Annotated in this window: 17 protein-coding genes; 5 read left to right on the plus strand and 12 right to left on the minus strand. The window is 61.8% G+C overall.

Annotated features, from left to right (window positions below):
• Positions 1 to 166 precede the first annotated feature (166 nt).
• Positions 167 to 1,831: an FAD-dependent oxidoreductase gene (locus tag JKL46_RS18970; RefSeq protein ID WP_201835899.1), complete on the plus strand. Its 1,665-nt coding sequence runs from the start codon at positions 167 to 169 to the stop codon at positions 1,829 to 1,831.
• A gap of 17 nt (positions 1,832 to 1,848) precedes the next feature.
• On the opposite strand, the gene JKL46_RS18975 is transcribed toward JKL46_RS18970, so the two are convergent.
• The 10 genes from JKL46_RS18975 to JKL46_RS19020 all read right to left on the minus strand — a co-directional run bounded on the left by JKL46_RS18975 (position 1,849) and on the right by JKL46_RS19020 (position 12,575).
• Entirely contained in the window at positions 1,849 to 2,508 is a 660-nt protein-coding gene (locus JKL46_RS18975) for an Isoquinoline 1-oxidoreductase subunit (protein WP_246529404.1), read from the minus strand.
• Between the two features lie 2 nt (positions 2,509 to 2,510).
• Entirely contained in the window at positions 2,511 to 4,667 is a 2,157-nt protein-coding gene (locus JKL46_RS18980; RefSeq protein ID WP_201835901.1) for a xanthine dehydrogenase family protein molybdopterin-binding subunit, read from the minus strand.
• A gap of 1 nt (position 4,668) precedes the next feature.
• Positions 4,669 to 5,148 carry a 2Fe-2S iron-sulfur cluster-binding protein gene (locus tag JKL46_RS18985; RefSeq protein WP_201835903.1) on the minus strand — a complete coding sequence of 160 codons (480 nt, stop codon included), beginning with the start codon at positions 5,146 to 5,148 and terminating at the stop codon, positions 4,669 to 4,671.
• Between the two features lie 221 nt (positions 5,149 to 5,369).
• Entirely contained in the window at positions 5,370 to 6,551 is a 1,182-nt protein-coding gene (locus tag JKL46_RS18990; protein WP_201835905.1) for a VWA domain-containing protein, read from the minus strand.
• A complete protein-coding gene (locus JKL46_RS18995; RefSeq protein ID WP_201835907.1) occupies positions 6,548 to 7,462 on the minus strand; it encodes an AAA family ATPase in 915 nt (304 codons plus the stop codon). The genes JKL46_RS18990 and JKL46_RS18995 overlap by 4 nt, the downstream gene beginning before the upstream one ends.
• Before the next feature lie 103 nt (positions 7,463 to 7,565).
• Positions 7,566 to 8,375 (minus strand): FAD binding domain-containing protein, encoded by an 810-nt coding sequence (locus JKL46_RS19000; protein ID WP_201835909.1) that lies wholly within the window; start codon positions 8,373 to 8,375, stop codon positions 7,566 to 7,568.
• A gap of 10 nt (positions 8,376 to 8,385) precedes the next feature.
• Entirely contained in the window at positions 8,386 to 10,746 is a 2,361-nt protein-coding gene (locus tag JKL46_RS19005) for a xanthine dehydrogenase family protein molybdopterin-binding subunit (protein WP_201835911.1), read from the minus strand.
• Between the two features lie 153 nt (positions 10,747 to 10,899).
• The gene (locus tag JKL46_RS19010) at positions 10,900 to 11,394 is read right to left on the minus strand and encodes a (2Fe-2S)-binding protein (RefSeq protein ID WP_201835913.1); all 495 of its coding nucleotides are present in this window, start codon (positions 11,392 to 11,394) and stop codon (positions 10,900 to 10,902) included.
• Between the two features lie 174 nt (positions 11,395 to 11,568).
• Positions 11,569 to 12,030 (minus strand): SRPBCC family protein, encoded by a 462-nt coding sequence (locus JKL46_RS19015; RefSeq protein WP_201835915.1) that lies wholly within the window; start codon positions 12,028 to 12,030, stop codon positions 11,569 to 11,571.
• Positions 12,031 to 12,119: 89 nt separating this feature from the next.
• A complete protein-coding gene (locus tag JKL46_RS19020; protein WP_201835917.1) occupies positions 12,120 to 12,575 on the minus strand; it encodes an iron-sulfur cluster assembly scaffold protein in 456 nt (151 codons plus the stop codon).
• Between the two features lie 189 nt (positions 12,576 to 12,764).
• Between JKL46_RS19020 and JKL46_RS19025 the strand changes: the two genes are divergently transcribed.
• From JKL46_RS19025 to JKL46_RS19040, 4 genes are all read left to right on the plus strand, one after another.
• Positions 12,765 to 13,088 carry an XdhC family protein gene (locus JKL46_RS19025; RefSeq protein WP_201835919.1) on the plus strand — a complete coding sequence of 108 codons (324 nt, stop codon included), beginning with the start codon at positions 12,765 to 12,767 and terminating at the stop codon, positions 13,086 to 13,088.
• 63 nt (positions 13,089 to 13,151) lie between these two features.
• Positions 13,152 to 13,844: an XdhC family protein gene (locus tag JKL46_RS19030; RefSeq protein WP_201835921.1), complete on the plus strand. Its 693-nt coding sequence runs from the start codon at positions 13,152 to 13,154 to the stop codon at positions 13,842 to 13,844.
• Positions 13,841 to 14,860: a molybdopterin-binding protein gene (locus tag JKL46_RS19035; RefSeq protein ID WP_201835923.1), complete on the plus strand. Its 1,020-nt coding sequence runs from the start codon at positions 13,841 to 13,843 to the stop codon at positions 14,858 to 14,860. The genes JKL46_RS19030 and JKL46_RS19035 overlap by 4 nt, the downstream gene beginning before the upstream one ends.
• Positions 14,857 to 15,444, plus strand: a complete 588-nt coding sequence (locus JKL46_RS19040) for a nucleotidyltransferase family protein (RefSeq protein ID WP_201835925.1) — start codon at positions 14,857 to 14,859, stop codon at positions 15,442 to 15,444. Before JKL46_RS19035 ends, JKL46_RS19040 begins: the two co-directional genes overlap by 4 nt.
• A 36-nt stretch (positions 15,445 to 15,480) precedes the next feature.
• Here JKL46_RS19040 and JKL46_RS19045 read toward each other — a convergent pair whose 3' ends face one another.
• A complete protein-coding gene (locus JKL46_RS19045; RefSeq protein WP_201835927.1) occupies positions 15,481 to 16,200 on the minus strand; it encodes an SDR family NAD(P)-dependent oxidoreductase in 720 nt (239 codons plus the stop codon).
• A 104-nt stretch (positions 16,201 to 16,304) separates the two neighbouring features.
• Positions 16,305 to 17,186: a VOC family protein gene (locus JKL46_RS19050; protein ID WP_201835929.1), complete on the minus strand. Its 882-nt coding sequence runs from the start codon at positions 17,184 to 17,186 to the stop codon at positions 16,305 to 16,307.
• Positions 17,187 to 17,380 lie beyond the last annotated feature (194 nt).

A 17,380-nucleotide genomic window follows, 5' to 3' on the forward strand; every position in this document is an offset into this window, starting at 1 on the left:
ATTGATTCTGAACTGCGACGCGGCAAGTATTTTACAACAATTAACCACATCGTCACACCTGCGCACTTCGAGGATGCTAGCTCCACTCGTAGGCTTACCTTGATGGACGCAGTCCGCTTCGAAAGAGGTTTTTGGCGCCGTCGCAACGACAGAGGGAGTTTGACGTATGCGCGATACTGACATTCCGGCCGGCGCGGCGCTGGATCCGACCGATCCCTATGCGCGCGAGGGTCAGACATTTCCGCGTCTTTCGAAAGACCAGATTGAGCGGATACGCGCCTACGGTCGCGAAGATGTGATCGTGCAGAACGATGTAGCGTATGAGCGCGGACAGAGACGGGTAGATTTCTTCGTTGTCCTGGATGGGGAACTTCAGTCGTTCGATCCGACCCACGATGGGACGCCCATTCATACCTACAGCGCAGGAGAATTCACCGGAGAGGTCAACCTATTCAATGGGCGGCATTCGCTCGTCTCCGTCTGCGCCGTTACCGATACCCGCGTTGTTCGCCTGCATTGGTGCGACTTTCGCCGCCTCATCGCGTCCGAGCCTGACATCAGCGAACTCGTAATGCGTGCCTATATCCTTCGACGCGTCGGGTTGATCCGCCACGGGCAGGGGGCCGTGACATTGTTCGGGCCGTCGCATTCGGGTGATCTGATGCGGCTTAAGACATTCCTCGTTCGCAACGCCTATCCGATCAGGGTGATCGATACGGAGCGGGAGGAGATCCCCAGCCAGATCATGGAGAGATTCGGCCAACCTTTGGGGGATTCGCCGCTCGTCGCGTTGGCCAATGGCCGCTTCCTGACCAATCCCTCGAACCTTGAAGTAGCGGATGCACTCGGGCTTACAGAAGAGATCCCGAGCGATCACATCTTCGACGTGATTGTTGTCGGGGCCGGGCCAGCGGGACTGGCGGCGGCTGTCTACGCGGCTTCGGAGGGGCTTTCCACTCTTGTTGTGGAAGCATCAGCGCCGGGCGGCCAGGCAGGGACTTCCTCGAAGATCGAGAACTACCTGGGTTTTCCGACCGGCATATCCGGCGAGGCATTAGCGGGCAGGGCTCAAGCCCAAGCGCAGAAGTTCGGCGCGCATCTGGCGATCGCCCGGGCTGCCGTCAAGCTCGAATGTCTCGAAAAGCTCTTTGAAGTGCGGATGGAAGGCGAGGGCGCCGCTCGCGCGCGCGCCATTGTCGTCGCGACGGGCGCCCGTTATCGCAGGCTCCCCCTGGAATGGCGCGAGCGTTTCGAGGGGCAGGGCATCCATTATGCCGCGACGGCCATGGAGGCGCAGCTTTGTGCCGGCGAGGAGATCGTCATCGTCGGGGGCGGTAATTCTGCGGGTCAGGCTGCGCTCTTCCTGTCGTCCTCCGCACGGCATGTCCATATGCTTGTGCGCGGAGATGGGCTCTCGGAGAGCATGTCCGACTATCTCGTCGAGCGGGTCGAACGTTCGGTCAAGATTACTGTTCACCCGCGATGTGAGATCACCGCATTGGCCGGCGATCGCTGGCTCCGGACCGTGACTTGGGCGCATCTTCAGTCTGGCCAGGTGGTCACGCGGGACATCCCCAATCTGTTCCTGATGATTGGCGCCGAGCCGAATACTCAATGGCTGGACGGATGCGTCAAACTCGATGCCCAGGGCTTCGTCGCGACCGGCGCCGAAGTGGCTGAATGGGCCTCCTTTTCCCCCTTTGCCACGAGCTGCACCGGCGTATTCGCGGTAGGCGACGTCAGGTCGGGTTCGGTCAAGCGTGTCGCGTCGGCGGTCGGCGAGGGATCGGTCGTCGTCCACGCCATTCACCAGTTCCTGAAACCGGCGTGAAGACGGGCCTTAGGCTTTCACGCGGGGCATTCCGCGCCGGTTGCGATCCAGGCTCCGATGAGCGCGCCGAATACATCCTGGGTTCCTGGAGCCGGACGACGTCCCGCACCGGGATGCCAGGCCCAACCCACCAGGTGATCCGTCTCCATATGCCGGTGAATGTCCGCGAGCGAGCGACCGCCATTGCGGGCCGGATCCTTGATTTGCCGGCAGATCCCGCCCAGCGTCAGCCCTTCCCAGGCCATGCTTGCCGGCGCGAGAAGCCAATGCTCCGCTCCCGGCACGGAACCGACCCGGCTTCCGGGAACTGCCGTATTCGTTGAACGATGACAGGAGTTGCAGGAGAGTCCCGCAATTCCCGTACCACTCTCGCCAGCGTTAATCGGCGGCATATGCGGATGCATGGTGTCGCCCTGTTTCGGATGTCGCGTCGCAGGATGGCAATTCATGCAGCGTGGACTGGTTATGACCTTGGCCGCCTCGGTGAAAAGGGCAACCGACCGAGCGCCCGAGTCTGCAATGGATTGAAACTCCGCAACGCCTTTCAATGCGCCGCCTGCAGGAGCCTCGGTCGTCGGGCTGATGGCCCTGCCGTCACCGATCGCGAAGACTGCGACGATCGCGAGTCCTGCGATTACCGGAAGGCTCGTGCGTGGAAACTGACGAGTCATTTGCATCCTCAGCTCCTCCGCAGTCCGGCGGTATCAATGGGCAGCGTTCGCAGGCGCTGGCCCGTCGCGGCGAAGATCGCGTTCATGACCGCCGGGGCTACACCAGGAGTTCCGAGCTCGCCGATGCCGCCCGGCGCTTCCGCACTCTCGACGATGTGGACATCGATTTGCGGACATTCGTTCAAACGCAAGACTGGCTGGTCGTCGAAATTGCTCTCGACGACAGCACCCTGTTCAATGGTAAGTCGCCCATAGAGAGTTGCGCTGAGCCCGTAGATTATGCCGCTCTCGACCTGCTGACGCAAAACCTCGGGATTGACGATCAGTCCGCAATCCACCGCGGCTACGAGTCGTTCCACCTTGAGTGCACCTCTCGGATCGACATGGACCTGAGCGATCAGCGCTGCGAAGCTGCCGAACGCCGACAGCAGCCCGACGCCGCGGCCCCGATCACGCCCCAGATCATTTCCCCAGCCAGCGCGGGCAGCGGCGAGATCGAGTACTCTTCTCAGCCGCGGGTTGTTCCGAAGCAGTCGGCGGCGATATTCCACCGGATCGATCCCCGCGAGGTGCGCCGCTTCATCGATCCCGCCCTCGACGGCAGGTGCGTTGCGCGTCGGGCCGACACCACGCCAGTTGCCGGTCAGCATGCCCTCCGGTCCCTCATGGCGGGCGAATTCGACCCGCTTATTGGCGATCTCGTACGGGCTTTCCGCAATATCGACGATATCGAGGTCGATGCCGTCCTTGAAAAATATCGGCAGAAAGCGGGCCATGATCGCTGGCCCGACAACGCGATGACGCCACGAAATCGGCATTCCATCGGGCCCGAGTCGAATGCTGATCCGGCTGAGATTCAGGTAACGATAGGAATCGTGCCGGACATCCTCTTCACGGCTCCACACCACCTGTACGGGTCCATCGACCTGTTGGGCGACCCGTACTGCCATGATCACGCCGTCATGGTCGAGCCGACGTCCGAAACCACCTCCGAGGAAGTGATTATGGACCGTCACCTTCTCGACCGGCAGTCCGGTCACCTGGGCGGCTGCCGTGCGTGCGCGACTTACCACCTGGGTACCGACCCAAACCTCGCAAGAATCAGGGCGCACATGCACGGTGCAGTTCATCGGCTCCATCGCCGTGTGGGGTAGGATGGGCAGGCGATAGACTCCCTCTATGCCCGTTGCGTTAGCGGCCTCAGCCGCGTTGATGTCGCCACTGCTATGGGCTACCACCGTGTTGCCGGCCATCGCTGCATCTGCACGACGCTCGAGTTCCGCCGTGTCGACCGTGGCGTTGACTCCGCGATCCCACGTCACCTCGAGCGCAGCCAATCCCTTTCGGGCAGCACCGGTATGGTCCGCCACGACGGCAACGGCGTCGCTCAGTTTGACCACTTGGCGCACGCCCTTGACCTTCAGCGCCTCGCTGTCATTCACGGATTGAAGCGTGCCGCCGAAGGTGGGGCAGATGGCAATCGCCGCAAATTTCACTCCTGCCGGCCGGGCATCCAGACCGAATACGGCGGAGCCGTTCACCTTTGCAGGGGTATCGATTCGTCGGGCGGGCTTTCCGATCAGCTTGAATGCACTTGCCGGCTTCAGAGCCACATCGCGCGGGACCGGCATGCTGGCGGCCCGCTCCACGAGGGCACCGTAGCCGATACGGCGACCGCTTGCAGCGTGGATCACTTCACCTAACTCGGCGCGGCAACTCGTCGTCGGAACGCCCCATTGATCGGCGGCGGCGGCGATCAGCATCGTGCGGGCCGTCGCGCCTGCATGGCGCATCGGCTCCCAGAAGCCCCGAATGCTCACGGAACCACCGGTAATCTGGTCGCCGAGCGCCGGATGGGCATAGAGCGCAGGATCGGGCGGCGCGGGCACGGCGACGATCTGATCGAGGCCCACCTCCAGCTCTTCGGCCAACAGGGTCGAGAGGCCCATGTAAACGCCCTGTCCCATCTCGACCGATGCGATGACGAGTTCGATCTTCCCCGTAGCGGGGATGCGAATGAACGCCCCGAGCGGCTTGGCCTCATTGGCCTGCGCGAGGGCTGCAAACCGCGGGGTGATCACAAGACTTCCGCCGGCGAGCAGCGCCGACATTACAAAAGTGCGGCGGGAGAGCTGCACGTCGTTCGCTCTGCTGAGAAGGCTCATCTCAGCCTCCATTGCCAGTGTTCGAACCGCCGCGCGCAGCCTTCTTGATGGCAGCCCGGATGCGTGGATAAGTGCCGCACCGGCAGATATTGCCCGACATGGCATCATCGATGTCGCCATCCGAGGGCATCGCGTTTGCGTTCAGCAGCGCCACCGCGGACATGATCTGTCCCGACTGGCAGTAGCCGCATTGGACCACTTCCTCTTCGAGCCAGGCGCGTTGAACGACACTGCCCTTCGGTGTCGAGCCGATGGCTTCGATCGTCATGATCGCTGAGGAACCGGCGCTCTCGATTGTCGTGACACAGGACCGCACCGCATGTCCGTCAAGATGGATGGTGCAGGCACCACATTGGGCGACCCCGCATCCGAACTTGGTTCCGGTGAGGCCTATGACATCGCGCAACACCCACAATAGCGGCGTGTCGGCGTCCACATCGACCGAATGGATTCTGCCGTTCACATTGAGCGAATAGGCCACCTGGAGGCCTCCTATTCCGGATTCTGTCGGGCGACCATCGATCGCGTGTGAACGTTAGCCGCTCGTCACGATGACCGGGGTTAATTTTGGTAAAATCTGTCAAGACCGGATTTCGGGACATCCGGCACGATCGCTACAAATTATTCCTATTCGTTCCGTTATCTCAGGCACGTGCCTTGTCATGACGCCGCTCAGGCCGGAGAGCATTACTTCAGATCCGGCTAGGATCCCTTTCCTGACAAAACCCGGCAGAGTTCTTCCATCGATACCAGGCTGTGAATCGATCGGAATTCGTGAACATGAGGCAACATTGCCTTGATGCCGGAAGCCCGTGCCTCGAACGCTTCGAAGCGAAGGAGCGGGTTCAGCCATACCAGGCGGCGACAGGAGCGCTTGAGCCGATCCATCTCGAAGGTCAGCTCTCTCGTCACTTCCCGCTCGAGCCCGTCGGTGAACAGAAGAACGATGGCGCCCTGACCAAGCACTCGGCGGGACCAGTGACGGTTGAACTCATGCAGGGCGTGGGCGATCCGCGTCCCGCCCTCCCAGTCCTTCACGCGCTTCGAGGCGCGAGCGAGGGCCTCATCCGGATCGCGGCTTGCCAATTCGCGGCTGAGATTGGTCAGGCGTGTTGCAAACACGAATGAGTAGACCCTTCTCCGCTTCTCTCCCAGGGCATGAAGGAAATGCAGGAAGAGACGGGAGTAGTCCGCCATCGACCCAGAGATATCGACGATGGCGACCACCGGCGCATGCCGGCGGGCAGGAGAGCGATAGGCCAGATCAATCACGGCACCACCTCCGCGCAGCGACCGTCGGAACGTTCTGCGCGGGTCGATACGCCGGCCCCTTGGAACAGGCAGGAAGCGGCGCATGATCACCTCGTCATCCGGAAGAGACATCTCGGCAATCAGGCGCTTCGCCATCGCGATTTCGGACGCCGACATCTGCGCGAAGTCCTTCGTCTTCAGGATCTCTCGATCCGAGACAGTGAGGCGGGCGGAGAATTCGGTTTTCTCGACCGGGTCGGGTTTCTCCTGCCGCGGCGTGGCCAAGGCCTCTGCCACACGCAAAGCACCGGCCTGAGGCTTCCTCTCCTCGGTGCGCCCGGGAGCCATCGGCGACATCAGTGCGATGAGCTTCTCGATCAGGGCGCGCCGTTTCCAGAAGATCTTGAAGGCTTGGTCGAAAAGAATGCTGTGCTCGTGGCGCTTGACGAAAACTGTGTGGAGCGTCCAGTAAAAATCCTCACGTGTTCCAATCCGAGCCACTTCGACTGCCGCAATCGCGTCGAGAACGGCACCAGGCCCAACCGGTAGGCCCGCACTGCGCAAAGCCCTTGCGAAATAGGCGATGTTGTCGGCGAGGCGGCCATCATCGCTTCGGCGAGGGTTGTCACTCACTCGGAACTTCTCAGCTCACTCTGAGCAATATCGAGCATCTCCTTCGCTTTGCTGCCCTGCATCTTCTGGATGTCGTCCTGATACTTCAAGAGAACGCCGAGCGTGTCCGAAACGAGCGCGGGGTCGAGGGCCACCGCATCGAGTTCCACGAGAGCAGAGGCCCAGTCCAGGGTTTCGGCGACGCCAGGCGCCTTGAACAGGTCCTCCTTCCGAATTGCCTGGATGAAGCCGACGATCTCTTGCGATAGCCGTTCAGGCGCATGCGGCAGGCGGCTCCTTAATATTGCGAGTTCGCGTTCCGCATCCGGGTAGTCGACCCAATGATAGAGACAGCGACGCTTGAGTGCATCATGAACCTCGCGGGTTCGGTTTGAAGTGATGATGACAATGGGCGGATGTTCGGCTCGAACTGTTCCGAGTTCCGGAATCGTCACCTGGAAGTCGGACAACACTTCCAGGAGAAAAGCCTCGAACGCCTCGTCCGTGCGGTCGAGTTCGTCGATCAGGAGAACCGGAGCTCCGGACGTGTCGGGTTCAAGGGCCTGGAGGAGCGGCCGCTTCACCAAATAGCGTTCCGAGAAAAGATCGCTCTCAAGGGTTTCCCGATCCACCGCTCCGCCGGCTTCTGCAAGGCGGATGGCCATCATTTGCCCTGCATAGTTCCACTCGTAGACCGCCGAGGCGACGTCCAGGCCTTCGTAGCATTGCAGGCGGATCAGCCGGCGGCCGAGCCCCACTGAGAGAACCTTCGCGATCTCGGTCTTGCCGACGCCGGCTTCTCCCTCAAGGAAAAGCGGCCTTCCAAGCTTCAGTGCGAGGAAGAGCACTGTCGCGAGCGGTCGGTCGGCGACATAGCCCGTGCTCTTGAGAAGGGTGAGCGTTTCGTCGATGGAACCGGGTTGCGCAGCCAAGGAATTCAATGCTCCACAAGAAGAGATGCCCGGGTAACCCCGGGCATGAATGCTTCGTACCTTCTTCCAGTCTTGCAGGCGCGGCTTGCCGGGACAAGGCTGCTTAAGCGCGAGAGGACGCCGCCGCCTGTACGGCCCGGCGGGCTATGACGCCGACAAGATGAGCCCGATAGACGGCATCCGCATGGATGTCGCTGCTCATCCCCTCCGCGGGAACGGAGATGCCGTCGAGGGCCGCGACCGCGAAATTCCGGCTCAGGGCCTGCTCCATCTCCGGCACGCGGAACACGCCGTTGGCACCCGATCCCGTCACGGCCACCCGTACACCATCCGCGTGCTTGGCGACGAACACGCCGACGAGGGCATAGCGCGAGGCAGGATGCCGGAACTTTACATAGGCCGCCTGAGATGGCACCCGGAACGAGATCTTCGTGATGATCTCGCCCTCGTCCAGGGCTGTTGCGAAGATGCCCTGGAAAAAGTCGTCGGCGGCAATCGTCCGCTTGTTGGTGACGATCGCCGCGTTCAGGGCAAGGCATGCCGCCGGATAATCCGCGGCCGGATCGTTGTTGGCGACCGAGCCGCCTATGGTGCCGCGGTTGCGCACATGCGGATCGCCGATCAGTTCGGCCAGCTCGGTGAGGGCGGGTATGGCCGTCCGTACGTCGGCGGAGTTGGCGACCTCTGCATGCAGCGTCATGGCACCGATGCTGAGCGTGTCGGCGGAGCGCTCGATCCCGCGGAGCTCGGCGACCTGGCCGAGGTCGATGAGATTGGCCGGCGCCGCGAGGCGCATTTTCATGGTTGGCAGCAGCGTCTGCCCGCCGGCAAGGAACTTGGTCTCTTCCAACTGAGCGACGAGCTCGGCCGCCTGCTTTACGTCCGTCGGGCGGTGGTATTCGAAAGCGTACATGCTGTCCTCCTTACTCCGCCGCCACGGGCATGCGCTTCTGCACCGCTCGCCAGACTGCTTGGGGTGTCGCGGGCATCGCGATGTCCTCATGCCCGAGCGCATCCGTGATCGCGTTGATGACGGCTGGCGGAGCGGCGATGGCGCCTGCCTCACCGCAGCCCTTGATCCCAAGCGGGTTTGACGTGCAGGGCGTCACAGTCATGCCGATCTGGAACGAAGGCAGATCCATGGCGCGCGGCATGCAGTAATCGTTGAAGCTGGCTGTGACGAGCTGACCGCTCTGATCGTAGACGGCGCCTTCGAGCAGGGCCTGACCGACGCCCTGGGCGATGCCGCCATGGACTTGGCCCTCGACGATCATGGGATTGATGATCACGCCGAAATCATCGACCGCTGTCCAGCGCTCGATCTTGGTCACGCCCGTGTCGGGGTCGATCTCCACTTCACAGATGTGGACGCCGGCCGGGAAGGTGAAGTTGGTGGGATCGTAGAACGCTCCCTCCTTCAGACCGGGTTCCAGATCCTGGCCCGAGAACTTGTGGGCGATGTAGGCCTGGAGCGCCACATCCCCGAAGCCCAAGGTCCGGTCGGTGCCCGCGATCCCGAATTTGCCGTCCTTGAACTCGATATCGCCCTCGGAGGCCTCGAGAACATGGGCCGCCACCTTCTTGCCCTTGGCGATCACCTTGTCGAGGGCCTTGGCGATGGCCGACATGCCGACCGCGCCGGAGCGCGACCCATAGGTGCCCATGCCGAACTGCACCTTGTCGGTGTCGCCATGGACGATGCTGACCTGATCGATGGGGATGCCGAGCCGGTCGGAGACGAGCTGGGCGAAGGTGGTCTCATGGCCCTGGCCGTGGCTATGAGAGCCGGTGAGCACCTCGACGGAACCTGTCGGGTTGACGCGTACCTCGGCGGATTCCCAAAGGCCGACGCCGGCGCCAAGCGATCCGACCGCCTGCGAGGGGGCGATGCCGCAGGCCTCGATGTAGCTGGAGAACCCGATGCCCCGCAGCTTGCCTCGTCGGGCGCTCTCCTGCTTCCGCGCGCCGAAGTTTTTGTAATCGGCGAGTTCCAGCGCCTTGTCGAGGGAGGCGCCATAATCGCCCGTGTCATAGGTCATGATGACCGGTGTCTGATGGGGGAACTGCGTGATGTAGTTCTTTCTCCGGAATTCAGCCGGATCCTGACCGAGTTCACGGGCGGCCCTTTCGACGAGCCGCTCGACCACGAATGTCGCCTCCGGCCTCCCGGCGCCGCGATAGGCATCGACAGGGGCGGTATTCGTGTAGACCGCATCCACTTCGCAGTAGATAGCCGGAATGTCGTATTGGCCCGACAGGAGAGGCGCATAGAGATAGGTCGGCACCGAAGAGGAGAAGGTAGACAGATACGCACCAAGATTGGCGATGGTGTGGACCCGAAGGCCCAGGATCTTACCGTTCTCGTCGGTTGCCATCTCCGCGTGCGTAACATGATCACGGCCATGCGCGTCGGACAGAAAAGCCTCGCTGCGGTCAGCCGTCCACTTCACGGGGCGCTTGACCTTCTTCGCCGCCCAGACACAGACGGTCTCCTCGGCATAGATGAAGATCTTGGAGCCGAATCCACCGCCGACATCCGGAGCGATGACGCGCAGCTTGTTTTCCGGCGCGATCCCGACGAAAGCCGAGAGCACGAGGCGGGCCACGTGGGGATTCTGGCTCGTCGTATAAAGCGTGTAGTTGTCGGTTCCGAAATCGTATTCGCCCAAAGCCGCGCGCGGTTCGAGAGCGTTGGGCACCAGCCGATTATTGACTAGGTCGATCTTCGTCACGTGTTTCGCCCGCGCGAAGGCAGCCTCCGTCTCGTCTTTGTTGCCGAGATGCCAGTTGAAGACGCTATTGTCGGGCGAGACCTCATGCACCTGGACCGGCGTCTTCGTCGCCTCGGAGGTGTTCACGACAGCGGGAAGGACATCGTAATCGACCTCGATGGCCTCGGCGGCATCTTTGGCTTGGGCCAGGGTTTCGGCGATCACAACGGCCACGTGGTCCCCCACATAGCGCACTTTTCCTTGTGCCAGAGCAGGGTGCGGCCCCGCCTTCATGGGGGACCCGTCCTTGGAATGGATCATCCATCCGCAGATGAGGCCGCCGATCTTGTCGGCGGCGAGGTCATCGCCCGTGAAGACGGCCACGACGCCGGGCATGGTCCTGGCCGGCCCGGTGTCGATCGACCGGATCGTGGCATGCGCATGCGGCGAGCGCAGGAAGTATGCATAGGCCTGGCCAGGCCGATTGAAGTCGTCCACGTAACGTCCCTGGCCGGTGACGAAACGCTGATCTTCTTTCCGGCGTACGGGTGCGCCGATCCCTGTTGCGGACATTTTGTTCTCCCTTGTCTTCGTTGGCTCCTCATCAGGAGGTGAAGGCGGGAGCGTCGACACGGACGTTGGAGAGACTACGCCAACTTCGAGCTCGCCCCGGCGGCCTGCACCTCGATGATGGGCGTCGCACCTTTACAGGCGCGCCAGCCGGTCTTATTCGGCTGCCTGCGGCAGCGGCTTCTGCGCCATAGCCTGCGCACCGGCGGCAACGGCCTTGACGATGTTGTGATAGCCTGTGCAGCGGCACAGATTGCCTTCCAGCTCGTCGCGAATGGTCTGCTCGTCGAGCGCCTGCCCCTTCCGGTTCACAATATCGATGGCGGACATGACCATGCCCGGCGTGCAGAAGCCGCACTGCAGGCCGTGGTGCTCACGAAAGGCCGCCTGCATCGGGTGCAACTCGCTGCCCTGGGCGATGCCCTCGATCGTCGTGACGGTGGCCGAATCCGCCTGGACGGCGAGGATCGTGCAGGCCTTGATGGCCTGATCGTTCAGGTGAACGACGCAGGCGCCGCACTGGCTGGTGTCACAACCGACATGGGTGCCGGTTAGTCGAAGATTTTCGCGCAGGAATTGAATGAGCAGGGTTCTGGGATCGACGTCTGCGGTGACGGGTTGACCGTTCACCGTCAGGGAGACGGTGGTCATGCGTGCTTTCCTCCTCAGACACCGGCGCCTGGCCAACTTGAGGTGGTCTCAGGCTCCGGCAGGTATTCTTATTGGACGATCGAACGAATTCGATCGGTCGAAGGCAAGTGTGAACCGCCCCGATTGAGCGGTCAAGCATTGGAATGATTCAAAGAACGACCGAAGGGAAGACGTTCAGGCAGTCGTTTCCGCAGGCGAGAGGATCCTGGCGAAATTGGCGAAGAACTCGTCGGCGTATCTCTTGGCGACGCCGTTGACCAGCCGGCCGCCGAGTTGCGCGATCTTGCCGCCGACATTGGCCTCGACGTCATAGACCAGCTTGGTCCCGCCCTCGATGTCCTCGAGGCGAACCTTCGCTCCTCCCTTGGCCCAGCCGGCGACCCCGCCCTGTCCCTCGCCGCTGATCGTGTATCCGTTGGGTGGGTCGAGATCGGCAAGGGTCACGCCGCCCTTGAATGTCGCCTTCACAGGGCCGACGGAAACCTTGGCCGTGGCCTTGAATTCCGTATCGCTGATCTTCTCCAGGTCCTGACATCCGGGAATGGCAGATTTCAGGACCTCCGGATCATTGAGTGAGGCCCAAACCTTCGCTCGATCGGCGGGAAGTGTGACTTCGCCCTGCATCGTCATCGCCATGATGAGTTCTCCTTCGGTCAACCAGCCCTGACAGAAGAGTATGTGCAAATTGGATGGCGCGTCACCTGTCAGGTGTTGCTGCACCGCACTCATGCCCGATCGACGCCGTGTCCCTCCTTGGCCGTTTGGGCCTGGGACAGTGCCTCTACGACCGCATCGAAGGTGAGAAGAATGGAGGCGTGGCGGGCTTTCAGCTCCCGCGCCGGTTCCAGCAGGGCAAGATCCACCCACTTGCCTGACGGAGGTGCGCCTCCGGACCTCAACATCCGGTGCATTTCATCTCGAACGACCCGAAGTTCCTCGACCGTCGAGCCGATCGCGTGACGTCCCATGATCGAGGAGGAGGCCTGTCCCAAGGCACAGGCCTTCACCACATGGGCAAAATCGATGACGGTATTGCCATCGACCTTCAGATAAACGGTGACCGTGGACCCGCAGAGCTTGGAATGTGCGGTGGCGCTCCCATCCGCATCCGCCATCTTTCCGAGATGAGGGATGTCAGCGGCAAACTCCAAGATACGCCGGCTGTAGATATCGTTCAGCATCCTGGCCGCAGGCCATGTGACGGAGGTGCTTGTTCCAGCCAGATGAGACGCCGCAAGGCCTGGCCTGTCAATGCATTGGTTGTAACCAGCCCGACGGTTCGGGATAGTGGTTGCGGTTCGCAGCCCGGCAGTGGCAGTATCTGTTGTCCGAGCCGCTCCAGGGAGCCGCTCCTTTCGCCGGGAAATCTCATGCTCTCGACCGATACGGATATCCTGAAGACTGCGGAAGACTGGAGGCGTGAGGGCAGGGGCGTTGCGATTGCGACCGTGATCGAGACCTGGGGATCGGCTCCGCGCCCGGTCGGGAGCCACCTTGTGATCGATGACCAGACGAACTTCCTCGGCTCCGTGTCCGGCGGCTGCGTCGAAGGTGCGGTCATCACGGAGGCTCTGGACGTGCTTGCCGAGGGAAAGCCGCGAATGCTCGAATTCGGGGTCGCCGATGAGACGGCCTGGCAGGTCGGGCTTTCCTGCGGCGGACGGATCCGGGTCTATGTGGAACGGGTGGACTAGATTGACCGATCGCTCCCAGTCCCTTCCAGGTGCCGCTCCCCGACCCGGAGACAGGGCCATGGCATGCGACTGAGCCTCCTATCCGATCTCAACGCCGAACGCGCGGCCCGGCGTGCCGCCGTTCTCGTCACTGACGTCGCCTCGGGCGAACAGCGTTTCGTTCGAGATTCGGCGATCGAAAGCGATCCGCTCGCCGGGGATTTGCAGGAGAAGCTGCGTCAGGGAAAGAGCGGACTTGTCGAGCAGAACGGTCGTCAGTTCTTCCTGAGCGTGCAGATTCCGCCGGTAAGATTGGTCGCCATCGGCGCCGTTCATATCAGCCAGGCACTGGCTCCCATGGCCAGAAATGTGGATCTCGACGTTACCATCATCGATCCGCGCACGGCCTTCGCAACACCCGAGCGCTTTCCCGACGTGCCCGTGCGGGCCGAGTGGCCGGACGCCGTTTTGCCGGAGATCGGCATCGATCGATATACGGCTGTCGTCGCACTTACCCATGATCCAAAAATCGACGATCCCGCGCTCACCGCCGCGCTGCAATCGGAGTGCTTCTATATCGGTGCGCTAGGATCACGGAAAACCCATGAGCGGCGCGTTCAGCGTCTGCTGGCGTCCGGCTTCAGCGGCACGGACATTGCCCGCATTCATGCCCCGATCGGGCTCGATATCGGGGCCGTTTCGCCGGCGGAGATTGCTGTCTCGATCCTGGCCGAGATCGTCGCGACCTTGCGCAGCGAGCGGAGACGTTCCGCGTGAAGTTCGGGCTTGTTCCAGTCGAGGAGGCGATCGGAGCCCTGGCGGCTCACAGCGTGCGGGCAAGCGGCACGACGATCAAGAAGGGTACGCTCGTCTCGACCGAGATCGCGTTGCAGCTGAAGCAGGCGGGCGTCGGGACGATCGTCGCGGCGCGCCTCGAAGCGGGTGATATTGCTGAGGACGAAGCCTCGCTTAGGCTTGCTCAATCTCTAGCCGGCGGACACGTCCACGTTGAAGCACCCTTTACCGGGCGCTCCAACCTGTACGCCGAGGAATCCGGCGTGCTCCTGATCGATGTCGACGCGATCAATGGATTCAACGCCATCGACGAGACCATGACGGCGGCCACCTTGCCGGCCTACAAGCCGGTGGTCGCGGGCGACATGGTCGGAACCGTCAAAATCATACCCTATGCCATTGCGGAGATATTGCTGCAGAAGGGTTTGGCCGAGCTTGGCAGAGGCGCCCTGCGCGTTGTGCCATATTCCCGCTCCTCGGTCGGCGTGGTTTCGACGCTTCTTCCGGGGCTCAAGCCGAGCGTCATCGACAAGACCGTTGCCGTGCTTGCCCGGCGGCTCGATCCCGCTAATGCCAAGATCATGCGAGAATCCCGCGTGCCCCACGATGCGGTCGTACTGGCGCAGGAGTTGTCAGAACTGGCACGAGGCGACGCGCAGCTCATCATCGTGTTCGGAGCATCAGCGATTGCCGACCGTCGCGACATCGTTCCCTCCGCCATCGAGATGGCAGGCGGACGGGTGGATCATTTCGGCATGCCCGTGGATCCCGGGAACCTGCTTCTCGTCGGATCTATTGCCGGCAAGCCCGTCATCGGCGCTCCCGGCTGCGCCCGATCTCCGAAGGAAAACGGATTCGACTGGATTCTTCACAGGCTTCTTGCGGACATTCCCGTAACCCGGGCCGACATCATGTCGCTCGGCGTCGGCGGGCTTCTGATGGAGATCGTTTCCCGGCCCCAGCCGCGCGAGGGTGGCGAAAGCGAGGCCGAGGAATGAGCGACGTGGCGGCCATCGTTCTGGCGGCCGGACGCGGCACGCGGTTCGGCGACGAGCCGAAGCTGCTGGCTCGGATTGGCGACAAGCCCCTGGTTCGGCATGTAGTCGAGGCTGCCGTCGGCTCCTCGGCCGATCCGGTGATCGTCGTCACCGGCCATCGATCCGATGAGGTCGAGGCAGCACTACAGGGGCTTTCCGTTCAGATCATCAATAATGCCCTGTTTGCACAAGGTCTTTCGACATCGCTGCAGGCGGGGTTTTCCGCACTGCCGGCAACGGCGCGGGCCGTGGTCGTTCTCCTCGGAGACATGCCCTTCGTGAGAGCTGATCTCATCGACGCCCTCGTGGACGAGTGGCGAGAAAGGGGAGGGCCATCGGCGCTGGTTCCCACTTTCCAAGGCAGGCGCGGAAACCCGGTCGTGCTCTCGCGCGCTCTCCAGGCCGAGATCGAAGGCCTGTCCGGCGACATCGGCGCAGGCCCGCTTTTGCGCGGAAGGTCGCACGTTGTCGAATGGGCGACCAACGATCCGGCCGTCGCGCAAGACATCGACACGACTGAGCAATTTGCCAAGCACCAGAGGTAACCGCCAACGCGCAGCTGTCGGCTTTGAACCTGCCGTCTATTGTGCCAGGTAGCCGCCATCGATCACCAGTTCGGTACCGGTGATGAAGCTCGATTCATCGGATGCCAGGAAAAGGCACCCATAGGCGATCTCGATCGGCCGCCCACCCCGCTTCATCGGCGTCGCGGCTATAACAGCGTCATTCAAGTCCGGCGCCTGAGCGTCGGTGAGCGGCGTGTGAATGAAGCCAGGATGCAAAGAGTTGACTCGAATCCCGTCGCCCACATAGGTCATTGCCGCATTCTTCGACATGTTGCGGACCGCGCCTTTGACGGCGTGGTAGGAATGCGCTCCGGCGACCGCGGCGCTGCCCCAAATCGATGAAATGTTGACGATCGAACCCGACTTCTGCCTGCGCATGATCCGCACCGCCTCGCGCATGCCAAGAAAAACGCCGGTCTGGTCGATCGCGATCATCCTATGCCATGCATCGAGGCCGAGCTCATGTAGCGGCTCATAGGCGATGATCCCTGCATTGTTGATCAGCACGTCGAGGCGTCCGGTTTTGTCGACAATTCCATCGACTGCCGTCTTCCAATCTCCCTCGCTCGTGACATCGAGGGTCATCGCCTCGATGCCGTTGGCATGGGGTTGCCTGGGTGGCGTAACGTCGCTAGCGAAGACCGTCGCACCTTCTCCAGCGAACAGTTCCGCCGTGGCTTGACCGATTCCGCTTGCGGCTCCCGTGATCAGCACGATCTTTTCCTGAAGTCTCATGGGGCGCTCCTTTCGCTTTCGTCGGGCAAAGGCAGCGCGAAATGGGCAAACCTATGCCGAAGCCGGGTTATTCTCATTTCATCGTTAAGGACAAAAGCATATGCTCAACCTGCATCGGCTCGCACCAAACGCCGACGCGCTTCCAGAGCAGCGTCGAAAGTCGTTTTTACGGGTCCCAGAGCTTGCACGAATTCCAATTGCTCTCCCTCGGATCCCTTGCAGTAAATGAGTGTCCACCCGTTCGATTGCCCCTCGGTTATGGGATTCGAATTGGCTTCCAGAGCCGTCGCGAGCCTTTCTCGCTCTGATGTCACCGTGACGACGCGATTAGCCCTGACCGGTGTCATGCCCCGGCGCGCCGACTCTGTCTCAAGATCCCGGATGAACCTGTTGAAGTCCACGTCATCGCGAAGATAGAAACAGATATGCATTGATCGGGGATAGGCAGGGCTCATATGATCGCGGGGCTCGGCGAAACTGTTTCCGCTTCCCATTCGTTCTTCTGCATCCCGATATTGAAGGAGCTCGATTACGACGTTGTCGAATTGGATGAATCGTACGTCGAGTCGCTGGGTGCCCTCCCTGAGGTTCGGCACACCCATCGTGCTCGGGTTCACTCCTCTCTCCCGTGCAATGATCTCCTGGTCGGTCAGCAATGTATTGTGGATGCGCTCGCCGCGAAAATCACCGTCGCGCATGATCTCCGTGCCACCGAGCACTTCCGTGTAAAATTCGAATGCGCGATCCATGTTCTGGACCGTAAGGCCAAAATGCTGAACACCCCTAAGCCGCGCGCCCAGCGCTGCTGAGTTGCGGTCCCCCGTGGCAGAGGGGCGGCCTGGGCTGGTGCTACCCTGAGCCGATGCGGAAGAATTCATCGCGAGGGCGGTAACAGTGACTCCGCCGATCGCAGTGCCTGCAGCGCGTAGCACCTCTCGGCGATCCGGAGCTGCCAACCTAATATGATCGTTGGTTTCGTCGGACATGTGCCATCTCTTTTCAGTCTCGGCCGCCTATCTGGGCTCGCTCAATGCCTACCCCGAGTGAGGCCCTGCCGCGCGTTAAGACTGGTAAAGTTCGGTGAAGTGATCGCTATAACCTGTCAACACGCCGTCCAAAGATGGTCATGCGAGGCCATCCCTTGTGATTTCAGGACCTGTCACTGCCAGATTCAGGGTTT

The sequence above is a fragment of the Microvirga zambiensis WSM3693 genome, assembly GCF_016735695.1.
GTDB lineage: Bacteria > Pseudomonadota > Alphaproteobacteria > Rhizobiales > Beijerinckiaceae > Microvirga > Microvirga zambiensis.